The organism is Rahnella sp. BIGb0236, from assembly GCF_004364755.1.
GTDB lineage: Bacteria > Pseudomonadota > Gammaproteobacteria > Enterobacterales > Enterobacteriaceae > Rahnella > Rahnella victoriana.
On sequence record NZ_SOAO01000012.1, the window covers coordinates 72,933 to 84,423 of the forward strand.

The 11,491-nt window shown below is 54.9% G+C and carries 10 protein-coding genes; 4 read left to right on the forward strand and 6 right to left on the reverse strand.

The window, feature by feature from the left end; all coding sequences use genetic code 11:
* Positions 1 to 19: 19 nt before the first annotated feature.
* From EDF78_RS20140 to kdsA, 3 genes are all read left to right on the forward strand, one after another.
* Positions 20 to 409, forward strand: a complete 390-nt coding sequence (locus tag EDF78_RS20140) for a SirB2 family protein (protein ID WP_095921994.1) — start codon at positions 20 to 22, stop codon at positions 407 to 409.
* Positions 410 to 411: 2 nt separating this feature from the next.
* Entirely contained in the window at positions 412 to 1,221 is an 810-nt protein-coding gene (gene sirB1 / locus EDF78_RS20145; RefSeq protein WP_095921995.1) for an invasion regulator SirB1, read from the forward strand.
* A 95-nt stretch (positions 1,222 to 1,316) separates the two neighbouring features.
* Positions 1,317 to 2,171, forward strand: a complete 855-nt coding sequence (gene kdsA, locus EDF78_RS20150) for a 3-deoxy-8-phosphooctulonate synthase (RefSeq protein WP_095921996.1) — start codon at positions 1,317 to 1,319, stop codon at positions 2,169 to 2,171.
* Positions 2,172 to 2,237: 66 nt separating this feature from the next.
* Here kdsA and dauA read toward each other — a convergent pair whose 3' ends face one another.
* Entirely contained in the window at positions 2,238 to 3,905 is a 1,668-nt protein-coding gene (dauA, locus tag EDF78_RS20155; RefSeq protein WP_095921997.1) for a C4-dicarboxylic acid transporter DauA, read from the reverse strand.
* Between the two features lie 271 nt (positions 3,906 to 4,176).
* Here dauA and EDF78_RS20160 point away from each other — a divergent pair, with 271 nt between their 5' ends.
* Positions 4,177 to 5,283 carry a GGDEF domain-containing protein gene (locus EDF78_RS20160; protein WP_095921998.1) on the forward strand — a complete coding sequence of 369 codons (1,107 nt, stop codon included), beginning with the start codon at positions 4,177 to 4,179 and terminating at the stop codon, positions 5,281 to 5,283.
* Positions 5,284 to 5,329: 46 nt separating this feature from the next.
* Here the strand turns inward: EDF78_RS20160 and EDF78_RS20165 are convergent, their stop codons facing one another.
* From EDF78_RS20165 to EDF78_RS20185, 5 genes are all read right to left on the reverse strand, one after another.
* Complete coding sequence (locus EDF78_RS20165; protein ID WP_119826010.1) at positions 5,330 to 6,649, reverse strand: cytochrome c; 1,320 nt, start codon at positions 6,647 to 6,649, stop codon at positions 5,330 to 5,332.
* Between the two features lie 22 nt (positions 6,650 to 6,671).
* Positions 6,672 to 8,276, reverse strand: coding sequence for a GMC family oxidoreductase (locus EDF78_RS20170; protein ID WP_133823785.1), 1,605 nt, complete (start codon positions 8,274 to 8,276; stop codon positions 6,672 to 6,674).
* The gene (locus tag EDF78_RS20175; protein ID WP_119827400.1) at positions 8,269 to 8,838 is read right to left on the reverse strand and encodes a sugar dehydrogenase complex small subunit; all 570 of its coding nucleotides are present in this window, start codon (positions 8,836 to 8,838) and stop codon (positions 8,269 to 8,271) included. The genes EDF78_RS20170 and EDF78_RS20175 overlap by 8 nt, the downstream gene beginning before the upstream one ends.
* Positions 8,839 to 8,903: 65 nt before the next feature.
* Positions 8,904 to 9,380, reverse strand: a complete 477-nt coding sequence (locus EDF78_RS20180; protein ID WP_119826014.1) for a heme-binding protein — start codon at positions 9,378 to 9,380, stop codon at positions 8,904 to 8,906.
* Between the two features lie 523 nt (positions 9,381 to 9,903).
* On the reverse strand, positions 9,904 to 11,451 hold the full coding sequence (locus EDF78_RS20185) for a serine hydrolase domain-containing protein (RefSeq protein WP_133823786.1): 1,548 nt from the start codon (positions 11,449 to 11,451) through the stop codon (positions 9,904 to 9,906).
* Positions 11,452 to 11,491 lie beyond the last annotated feature (40 nt).

Below are 11,491 nucleotides of genomic sequence, written 5' to 3' on the forward strand. Positions count from 1 at the left end.
AAAACAAAGGAAACGGACAATGGCATATGTCTGGATTAAGCATCTGCATCTGGTCACGATCACCCTGAGTATTGGTTTGTTTGTTTTACGATTTTTTTGGAAATGGGCGGGTTCTGCTATGATGCAGAAACGCTGGGTGAAGATCGTTCCACATATCGTGGACACGTTGCTGTTATTAAGCGGTATTTCGCTTATCTTCATCACACACTTTTATCCGTTCAGCCCGCAGGGAACCTGGCTGACCGAAAAGATTTTTGGCGTTATTATCTATATCGCGCTGGGTTTTGTGGCCCTGAGCAAGCGACCCGTCAGTCAGAAAACCCGCTGGCTGGCCTTTATTCTGGCGCTCGCTTGCCTGTATCTGATTCTTAAACTGGCGCTGACGAAAATACCGCTGCTAATGGGATAACTATGAGTACCCTTGCTGATTTTGAATTTAACACCGCTCCGCTCAGTACCGGAGTGATCAAAGTAACGGAATCCGTGCGTTTTGATTTCAATGCGGACGACGTTCGCCACCAGTTACAAGCGCTGGTCGATGAAGCACGCCGTGTCGTTCCTGAAGATCTGGATCAGGATCAGCAGCTCGAAGCGTTGATTGAACTGTTCTACCGGACCTGGGGATTTGGCGGGGCGGGCGGCGTTTACCGGCTTTCTGATGCCATCTGGATAGACAAAGTGCTGTCATCCCGTCAGGGCACGCCGGTGTCGCTTGGCGTGATTTTCCTGCATATCGCCCATGAGCTGGATTTGCCGCTGATGCCGGTGATTTTTCCGACCCAGCTCATTATGCGTGCCGACTGGCTCGATGAAGAGATGTGGCTGCTCAACCCGATTAACGGCGACACGCTCAACGAGCATATGCTCAGCGTGTGGCTGAAAGGCAATCTGGGCGTGATGGCGGAAATCGAAGACGATGATCTGGATGAAGCGGAAAATACGCTGATCGTGCGTAAGATGCTCGATACGCTGAAAGCCGCGCTGATGGAAGAGAAACAGTTCGAACTGGCGCTGCGTGCCAGCGAAACGGTGCTGCAGTTTGATCCGGAAGATCCGTATGAAATCCGCGACCGCGGGCTGATTTACGCCCAGCTGGAATGCGACCATGTGGCGATTTCTGATCTCAACTATTTTGTTGAACAGTGCCCGGAAGACCCGATTTCAGAAGTGATTAAAGTGCAGATCCATTCGATCGAGCACAAGCAAGTCACCTTGCACTAATTTATACTTACCTTACGTCACATCGGGCAAGACAAGATAAAACAAGACGTTATCCTCTTGCCGGGTGAAAGATTTATCACTAAAAAGGCCAAAGCATGAAACATAAAGTGGTTAGCATTCAGGACATCAACGTCGCCAACGATCTGCCGTTTGTGTTGTTCGGTGGGATGAACGTACTCGAATCGCGCGATATGGCGATGCGGGTGTGTGAACATTACGTCACCGTGACACAGAAACTGGGCATTCCTTACGTGTTCAAGGCGTCTTTCGATAAAGCCAACCGCTCATCTATTCATTCTTACCGTGGTCCGGGTCTGGATGAAGGCATGAAGATTTTCCAGGAGCTGAAAAAAGCATTCGGCGTGAAAATCATCACTGACGTTCATGAATCCTGGCAGGCACAGCCTGTTTCCGAAGTCGTGGATGTGATTCAGTTGCCAGCCTTCCTGGCCCGCCAGACTGATCTGGTTGAAGCGATGGCGAAAACCGGCGCGGTCATCAACGTGAAAAAACCTCAGTTCGTCAGCCCGGGTCAGATGGGTAACATCGTCGACAAATTTAAAGAAGGCGGCAACGATCAGGTGATTCTGTGTGATCGCGGCAGCAACTTCGGTTATGACAACCTGGTTGTCGACATGCTGGGCATGAACGTGATGATCAATGCTACCGGCGGCCATCCGGTGATCTTCGACGTAACCCACGCCCTGCAAACCCGTGACCCGTTCGGTGCCGCTTCCGGCGGTCGTCGTGCGCAGGTGGCAGAACTGGCGCGCGCAGGTATGGCGGTCGGTATTGCAGGTCTGTTCATCGAAGCGCACGAAGATCCGGAACACGCGAAATGCGACGGTCCTTCTGCATTGCCGCTGGATAAACTGGAGCCGTTCCTGGTGCAGATGAAAGCCATCGACGATCTGGTGAAAAGCTTCCCGGCGCTCGATACCAGCAAATAATCTGTCTCAGCCAGATAAAACAAAGGCGACCCTCGGGTCGCCTTTGTCGTTTAGCGGATCGGCTTTTTACAGCGCGTCGTGCAACGAACTGTGGAAACTCAGTTTGCCTTCCACCGGCTGCATTCTGGCGCGGGCCAGCGTTTTCAGCGGCTGGAAAGGGATCTCAGCCATCCGCAGTTCGGTATCCTTCGGCAAGGTGTCGATGAAATGACGCAAGGCACTGACACCACCGGCGTCCAGAACGGCCACGCGATCCCATAAGAGAACAATGACTTTCTTGCCTTCGCTGCGCACCTGTAACTCACTGAAAATACGTTCTGCGGCGGCAAAGAACAGCGGGCCGTTAATCCGCAATACCAGCGTATCTTCCGGGGTATCGGCGAGTACTTCCGTCAGACGGGTCAGTTTGGCGATACGGCGCATAAACAGCAGCGATGCCATGACGATACCGGCGGTGATGGCAATCACCATGTCGAACAGCACCGTCAGGCTCATGCAGGTCAGCATCACCAGAATGTCGTCTTTCGGCGCACGACGCAGCAAATCCACCACTTTATGCGCTTCACTCATGTTCCATGCCACCATCAGCAGCAGCGCCGCCATGGCCGCCAGCGGCAGCCATGACAGCAGCGGGGCGAGAATGAGCAGGGCGAGGATCACCAGCAGCGAGTGAATAATGGCCGATACCGGTGACGTCGCACCGGCGCGAACGTTCGCCGCGGAACGGGCAATCGCCGCCGTTGCGGTAATGCCACCAAAGAACGGGCTGACCATATTCCCGATACCCTGACCGATCAGCTCATTGTCGGAATGGTGTTTCTTACCGGTCATGCCGTCGAGCACCACGGCACACAGCAGGGATTCAATCGCGCCGAGCATGGCCATTGAAAACGCCGCCGGTAACAACGCCTGAACCAGCGACCAGCTGAGGCCCGCCTCACCGTGTTGCCCCCAGGGCAGCGCGAACTGCGGCAGAATCGGCGGAATACCATTGCCCTGTGAACCGTCGGGCAACAGAAAGTGGAAACGCGAACCGATGGTGGCCACCGGATGCCCGGCCTGCATGAAGACGGCCATCACCGCGCAGCCCGCCAGCAGCGCCGGAAGATGTCCGGGGATGCGTAATCCCAGTTTCGGCCAGATAATCAGCACGCCCAGCGTCACGATGCCGATGGCCGCATCGCCGGTATCCAGCGTCGGCAGCGCCATCACCAGCGCGGCAACTTTGCTCAGATAATGCTCCGGCACCGTCGCCATGGTCAGACCGAAGAAGTCTTTAAACTGCATCGTCCCGATGGTGATCGCAATGCCGGAAGTAAAGCCGAGCGTGACCGGCAGCGGAATGTATTCAATCAGCCGCCCGAAGCGCGCCAGCCCCATCAGCAGAAGCATGACGCCTGACATCAGGGTTGCCAGCAATAACCCGGACAAACCGAATTGCTGTGACACGGGATAGAGGATGACGACAAAGGCCGCCGTCGGACCGGAGACGCTGAAACGCGATCCGCCGAAAACCGCAATGACAATCCCGGCAATGGCCGACGTATACAGCCCGTATTGCGGCGGTACACCACTGCCTATCGCCAGCGCCATCGCCAGCGGGATGGCAATAATTCCCACGGTGACGCCCGCAATGGCATCTTTGAGTAAACGTTGAAGCGTATATTTTTCACGAAAACAGGCGTCTATCAGTGCGCTGAATGGCCTGATATGGCGTCTTCCTGAAGTATTCATAGGATATAAATCACCTGACAGAAGAATGGATATCAACCCGGTATTCCTTCACCGGAAAAAACGTAGCCTACGCCTTTCAGACCCGCCTCGCGTAGACATAAATCAAGGCTTGTTAACACAAAGGGGGACGGCACACCTTTCAGTGTAATTCTTCGCAATGTGATGTGCCGCCAGATATTTGACACATGAATACGATGAAGGCATTCATCATCTATATTTAAGTTAATACCCGTAAATCAGCCGGGGAAAGCGTGGGAGGACGCACTTATCTATGCCGGACATCTTGTCGCTGTGGAGTTTGTATGCGGATATTTGCGTTACGTATGCCACGCTTTCAATCAGTTTTTTTGTACTGAGTCGCAGCGAACCTTTTACCTTCAAGGGTTCCCACTGGAAACGGGTGATATTTGGCGTCATTGCCGGGATTACGGCGCTTTATCTGCGCGGCAATCAGCTCGTGCTGACGGACAACCTGTCGTTCAGTTTTGAAATGTTGCCCATGATTTTAGTGACATTTTTTGGCGGCTGGCTGAGCGGGTTGTGCAGTTTCCTGACGGCGTTCTTTTTCAGCGGAATGCTCACCCTCAATAATCTGTTTATCGCCATTATTCTCGGCACCTTATTTATATTCCGGGTCTGGCGCAGGCGTAAACATCGGGAATTGTACATTACGATTGTGCTGGTCGGTATTTTCCGCTTGCTGCTGGTGTCGGGATTGCATGGCATTAAAGTGCCGTGGACAGAACTTATTTTCTATCAGGTGATTGCGGCGTTCTGCATGATCTTGTGTTATCACGCGCTAAATTATAAAGAAATCTATATGAATAAAGTCTTCACCATTCGCGTGAAGGCTGCCACTGATGAACTGACGCAAATTAATAATCGCGCCAGTATTGATTACTGGCTGGCGCAGCGGCAGATCCAGCGCGAAGCCTGCGGATTAATTCTGCTGGATATTGATAACTTTAAACGGGTGAATGACACGCTGGGGCATCTGGTCGGAGATCGCGTATTAATTGAAGTCGGGCGTTTACTGCGCCATCTGACCCGCAACGATGATTTTGCCGGGCGTTACGGCGGCGAGGAGTTTCTGATCATGACGTCGGCCTACGATCCGGACACGCTGTTGTCGATTGCCGAACGTATCCGTCAGGAAGTGGAAAACTGCGTGATCATGCTTGAGGACGGACGCGAGCTTAAAGTGACGGTGTCGCTGGGGGTGTCGCTCTATCTGCCGGGCATGATTATCCGTAAGTCACTGAAACTGGCCGATCTCTCGCTTTATGAGGCGAAACGGCAGGGCAAAAACCGCGTGGTGGGCAGTTCGATACTGACACTGGCGGCGCTGGGGCACAAACGTCATTATTCCAAATTATAAAAAGGAGCCGCAATCCGGCTCCTTTTGATGTTGACCAGCAAGCAGATTATTTCTGCGTGCCTTCTTCTATTTTCGGCGGATAGGTCAGATCGGCTGCTTTGCGCATTTTTGCCACGTCCTTCGCGGTCACCGTTGCCGCCGCCGGATTACCGAACTGCGTGCTGACATAATTACTCAGCGTCGCAATCTGATCGTCATTCAGCTGATTGGCAAACGACGGCATCATGATTTCGCCTTTCTCCATATGGCGTTGCACGCCGTTGAGGATCACCGAAACCTGATTGCGGCTGTCATACGAACCGGTGCTGGTGTGGCTGAACAGCGACGGATAAGCATGGAAACCTTCACCGCTGCCTTCGCCGCCTTTACCGTGACAGGCTGCGCAACTGGCATTAAAGAGCGCCGCCGCCGACTGATCGATGGTCTGGCCTTCGGCGCGCAACGGATAGACATCCTGATCACGCTGACCCCACGCATCACGCGGTTTGGTTTGCTTGTCATCACCGACGGCAGGCACGGCGCGGATATAGGTCGCAATGGCATTCAGGTCAGCGTCAGAAAGATGCTGCAAACTGTGTTCAATGGCTTCTGACATCGCGCCTGACGCGGAGGCTTTACCGGCCACAAAACCGGTTTTCAGATAGGTCACCAGTTCCTGTTGCGACCAGTTGCCGATCCCGGCATTTTTATCCGGCGTAATGTTAAAGGCGACCCATGACCCTAAATCTCCGCCGGAAAACGCCTTGTCGGTGTCCATTCCCATGGTCAGGGTTCGCGGCGTATGGCAGGTGCCGCAGTGTTCAAGGGCTTCCACCAGATAAGCGCCCCGGTTCCAGTCGGCTGATTTTGACGGATCGTTTTTCAGCTCGCCTTTGTCGAAGTTAAACATCTTCCACACGCGCATGCCCCAGCGCTGGTTGAACGGGAACGACAAGTCAGTCTGCGGCCCCGCTGAATGCACCGCAGGTTGTGACATCAGATAGGCTTTGATCGCTAACACATCGTCGCGTTTCATTTTGGTGAAAGAGTCGTAAGGCATCGCCGGATACAGCTGTTGTCCGTCTTTACCGACACCTTCCCGCACCGCCCGCACGAATTCGTCGTCGGTCCAGCTGCCGATACCAAACTGCTTGTCCGATGAAATATTGGTGCCGTAAATCACCCCGAACGGCGACGCCAGCGGATAACCGCCGCCAAATTTCGCGCTGGCCTCCGCGCCCGGCGCGGTATGGCAGGCGGTACAGTCCCCGGCGATCGCCAGATATTCGCCACGCTTAATTAACGCCGCGTTGCCCGTCGCATCATCCGCCAGGGCGCTGGTCGCCACCAGCAGTGGCAATGCGGCCAGCATGAATGTCATTTTCATTGCTCATTCCTCAGAAAATCAATCAGGCCAGGCTTTTCAGCACCGTATCAGCCAGTCGTAATGCCAGCGCCGTACCGGACAGCGTGGAGTTCACCGTCGAGGCCGACGGCATGATGCCGGTACCGGCAATGAACAGGTTAGGGTGGTCGTGGGTGCGGCAGTCGCCGTCCACCACCGAATCTTTCGGATCGCTGCCCATGATCATGGTGCCGGTGATGTGCTGGTTGTTGTCGTAGACACCACGCTTGCTGTACACCACGTCGGTGCCGCCCATCTCTTTGACGATTTTCTGGAAATCGAGCATCGACTGGTCATAGCCGCGGTGCACGTATTCCGGGAATTTGTAATGCACTTCGAGACGCGGAATACCCCATTCGTCTTTCTCGGTTTTGCTCAGCACGACGCGGTTTTCCGGTTCCGGCAGCATTTCCAGCAGGCATTTCAGCTGGATGAAACGCTCGGACTGATAGGTCAGTTTGTCGTTCAGCGCCTTGCCGTAATAGCCCTGACGCACCAGACGCTCGGTCAGATAGCGCACCGGTGAGGTGTTCGCCACGTCGATACGTAACGCTGAGCGGTCACTGCGGAAATCGCCGTCACGCAGATTGTTAATACTGCCCGGACGCATCGGACCGCGCCCGAAATACACCGGTTCATCGGCATAAAATTCAACGGAGGTACCGGGGTGATCCATCAGGTTGCGACCGACCATGCCGGAACTGTTGGCGATGCCGTTCGGGTATTTCTCGCTGGTGGACATCAGCAGCAGTTTCGGACTTTCGATGCCATTGGCGGTCAGCACAAAGCGTTTACCGGTGACTTTATGGGTGACTTTGTCGGCATCAAGATAATGCACGGCCACGATGTCACCGTTGTCATTGGCTTCGATTTTGTACACCACGGCGTTGGCAATCACGCGCACACCGGCTTCAATCGCTTTACGCGCTGAAATGCCACCGTGGTATTGCGCATCAATCGGGCAGACCGGCATGCAGTTATTGTTGCCACAGCAGGCAGGGCGGCCGTCGTAAGGAATGCTGTTACGCGCTTGCGGGCCGATGCCCAGCACGTAACCGAGTCTGGCAATACGTTTGCTGATGCGGTCGAACCCGTATGGCAGCGGAATGCCCGGCAGCGGATAAGGCTGCGAGCGCGGGGAATCCAGCGCATCGTCACCGGAAACGCCCATCTGAATTTCCGCTTCGGTGTAATAGGGTTCCAGATCTTCATAACTGATCGGCCAGTCGCGCCCGACGCCATACAGCGTTTTGATCTTCATGTCGTTTGGCAGCAAACGGAACGCCTGTCCCGCCCAGTGCCAGGTGGTGCCGCCGACGCCACGCAGGTACTGCGCTGCATAGATATCCGGACCTTTCTGGATCAGGTAATTGTTATCTTTCGGCTGAAACTTCGGTTGCGGCGCCCAGGGTTTTGGCGGATACGGCTCGGTAAAATCGCCTTTCAGCGGCGACTGACGGAACAGTTCAACGGCTTCGTCGCGTTTGATTACCGGTCCGGAATCGAGCATCAGCACGGACACACCGGCTTTGACCATTTTCAGCGCGGCGAGGGAACCGGCGATACCGGCACCGATAACGACGACATCTGCATTCAGGGCATCAGCCATGAGCAATCACCTCCGTGGAATGTTGTTGCGGTACAGCAGGTTTGTTGACCCAGAAATTCGGTTCGCCCGGTGCGTAGCTTGGCGGCAGCAGGTTATTTTTCAGCAACTGATAGCTGACGATATTTTCGAAGCCGATGCATTTCTGGCTGCCGGGCTGACCGACCACACCGAGATACCAGCCGCTGACCAGTTGCTGGTATAGCGCCGCCAGTTCTGCCGGTTGTTGTGCCAGAAGCTGATGCAAATCGTCACCCACCACAGTGCTGTGCGCGGTGATCAGCGCCGACAGGGCGTCGAGTTGAGTGTCGAGCTGAGCGTTGTTTTGCGCCTGATGCAGCCAGCTGTACAGTGCCTGACCGAGATGCGGTTCCAGGCTATCCATGCCGGTGAGTTGTTCTGAGAGTTTCATAAAACTGGCGGGCATGGTCACGGCGGAAGCCAGTGGTGGTGCGGCCTGCGCCAGCGTGGCAAATACGCCACCGCCAAGCATCTGGCTGCTGATACCCGCAGCCAGTACGCCCGCCGTGCCGAGAACCAACCGGCGACGAGAAAGATTGATCATGGAGTGATGTTCCGTATAAACGGCCACGGGCGTGGCCATCAGTTTTTACCGGGAATGCAGCCTGTTTATTTCAGAACGCTGGCTGCTTTTTCAGAAGACTGGTTATCGATGTCCTGCTTCGGCGTACTGACACCGACAGCACCGACGACTTCGCCGTTAAGTGTCAGCGGGAAACCGCCGCCCAGTGCCACGGCGTGAGGGATCGCCAGCACCGTGGTTTCGCCGCCCTGCAGACGTTGCATAAATTTCAGCGACGGCGCGTGGTACAACGCAGAAGTGCGTGCCTTGCCGATGGAGGCATCAACACAGCCGGCCGGAGAACCGTCGAGGCGCTGGAAAGCCAGTAATGAACCAGATGCATCAACAACGGCGACGCAACCGGTGCTGTTCAGTCCGGCCAGTGTGGATTTCACACTGTCGATCACTTTGGCTGCCTGCGCATTATCCAGTTGCGGATGCTCCGCCGCCAGAACGGAGGTGGCAGAAAATAACAGAGAAGTGGCACAAAACAGTGCCTGTACAGTGCGTTTTTTAACAGACATAAACTCATCCCTTGTGGCAGTAGCAAAACATTGCGTAACAGGTTTTTAGTGAACGAAAAGTAAAATAAAGTCGGTAACTTAATAATATTAAAAACAATAAGGCGTGGGTGGACGGAACACTCGAGCGTGTTTCTTAATGCCACAATCAGCGCAATGCTATTGTTTTTTGTTTCGCGGATGTTAATGCAATTAACAAAACAGCAAAAGTGACGATTGCGCAGGGTAACTACTTCTCAGGAGAGTTTGTGAGGATATTATGAGCAAATCGGGCTGGCAGGCCTTGTGACATAAGGATTGAACATATTGTGCTGTTATGAACCATATGATCCATAACCATTAACGAAATGTGACGGAGTTAACAAAACAAACCTCCCTGAACGGGAGGTTTGTGCTATCCCCCGTTCAAACGCAGGGTTTATTTGAAGTGAGTCACGGTTTGAGGTGTTATTGCGGCAGGGAAGCGGATAAAAACGCCGCCAGACAGGTGCCGGGCGGCGCGGTGCGGAAGGTCACTCAGGGAGCGTTATTCCTCAGCCTGCCAGCGGCTGCGGCATTCATCACGGCGGAAACTCAGCACCCTGCTGCGGTTGGAAATCAGCCGGACATTGTAGCCCTGGAAGTAAAGACAGAAGTTTTTCTTCCACGGGCCGTCGGGCAGTTCCACCAGCAAGCGTCCCGCACCCAGCGAGGTCAGCTGACCGCTGGCGCGCAACGTGCCGACGCCCATCCGCAACTGATCGCCATCAATATCGAAAGCCGCTTTTGACTCAGGATGATACCAGCGCCCCTGAACCATTTTCAGGCAATCGTTCGGTTCCACCGGCGTGAAGTAACGCGGTGCATGGCCGATTTCCCCCTGAATGGCGGTGCCGTCCCAGCGCAGACGCATGGGCATATGCGCTGATAAGGTGATGGCTTCACCGGCATCCTCGCCCTGATACAAATTATCGGCAGACCCGAGATAACTGGCGGTGCCGTTGCTGACTTTCAGCCAGTAGGGTTCGGCGACGCTGGCGTATAAGCCATCCGGCAGCGCATGGCTGCGGGCAGGTAAAGGGGTGGCGAGCAGGGAAGACATCACGGTCAGCGCGTGCGTGTAGGCGGTGGTGTCTTCGCGGTTGGATACCAGCGCCACGCCGGCATCCAGTTCAGGATGCAGCAGGAAATAGGTTTTATACCCGGCATGGGAGCCGCCGTGACCGTACAACGTATGTTCACCGATGCGGGTTGAGGTGGTACCCAGCCCGTACGCGGAAGGAATATCGCCGTGCAGATAACGTTGTGCCGTCAGGGTTTTCAGTACGCCCGCGCCCGGCCCGTTATCTGCCAGCAGGCTTTGCAACCAGACGGAAAGGGAGCGCAGGCTGCCGGTCAGGCTGCCGGATGCCGACAAATGTAAACCGGCGACCGCCGTTTTCCAGCCGGTCGTGTCCTGCCAGTAACCGGGCACCAGATCCGGCACGATATCGAACCAGGTTTCCGGTGCGGTGAAGGCGATATCCAGCGGCTGTGCGATATGCGTTTGCAGCAAATCTTCAAACAAGATGCCTTTCTGTTTGAGGATTTCTTCCACCAGCCGGTAACCGGTATTGCTGTAAGAAATCTCTGTCCCCGCCGGAAAATTCAGCGTGCCGTCCTGCGCCAGAAAATCCATGATCGCCCCGGCGTCGCTGACGTTATAAACAGAAGTACCCAGCAGCGACAGGGTCTCGCGCACGTCCGCTAATCCGCCGGTCATATCCAGCGCCTGTCCGACAGTCACCTGTGACATGGGCGCTTTCAGCTGAGGTAAATACTGGCCGAGCGGATCATCGGGCGAAAGACCCGCATCGCTTTTGAGCAACGCCAGCGTGGCGAAAATGTGTTTGGTGACAGAGGCATAACGGACCACAGAATCAATACTGAAGGGGGTGGCGGTGGTGAGATTGGCCAGTCCGCCGGTGGCAAAACCCCGCAGTGTTTTACTGTCGAAAAGCGTGATGGCACCGCCCGGTTCACCGGGTTTGTCCCAGCTTTTGGTGATGTTTTTTGCCGTCGCTTCCGCGGCGTGCCACTGTAAATCAGATGTCATTAGCGTCTCCACAGACTGTCTATCAGTGAAAAAGTGGGCA

Coding starts and splice junctions, on each gene's coding strand:
- EDF78_RS20140 (WP_095921994.1), top strand. CDS start 20: ATGGCATATGTCTGGATTAAGCATCTGCATCTGGTCACGATCACCCTG.
- sirB1 (WP_095921995.1), top strand. CDS start 412: ATGAGTACCCTTGCTGATTTTGAATTTAACACCGCTCCGCTCAGTACC.
- kdsA (WP_095921996.1), top strand. CDS start 1,317: ATGAAACATAAAGTGGTTAGCATTCAGGACATCAACGTCGCCAACGAT.
- dauA (WP_095921997.1), bottom strand. CDS start 3,905: ATGAATACTTCAGGAAGACGCCATATCAGGCCATTCAGCGCACTGATA.
- EDF78_RS20160 (WP_095921998.1), top strand. CDS start 4,177: ATGCCGGACATCTTGTCGCTGTGGAGTTTGTATGCGGATATTTGCGTT.
- EDF78_RS20165 (WP_119826010.1), bottom strand. CDS start 6,649: ATGAAAATGACATTCATGCTGGCCGCATTGCCACTGCTGGTGGCGACC.
- EDF78_RS20170 (WP_133823785.1), bottom strand. CDS start 8,276: ATGGCTGATGCCCTGAATGCAGATGTCGTCGTTATCGGTGCCGGTATC.
- EDF78_RS20175 (WP_119827400.1), bottom strand. CDS start 8,838: ATGATCAATCTTTCTCGTCGCCGGTTGGTTCTCGGCACGGCGGGCGTA.
- EDF78_RS20180 (WP_119826014.1), bottom strand. CDS start 9,380: ATGTCTGTTAAAAAACGCACTGTACAGGCACTGTTTTGTGCCACTTCT.
- EDF78_RS20185 (WP_133823786.1), bottom strand. CDS start 11,451: ATGACATCTGATTTACAGTGGCACGCCGCGGAAGCGACGGCAAAAAAC.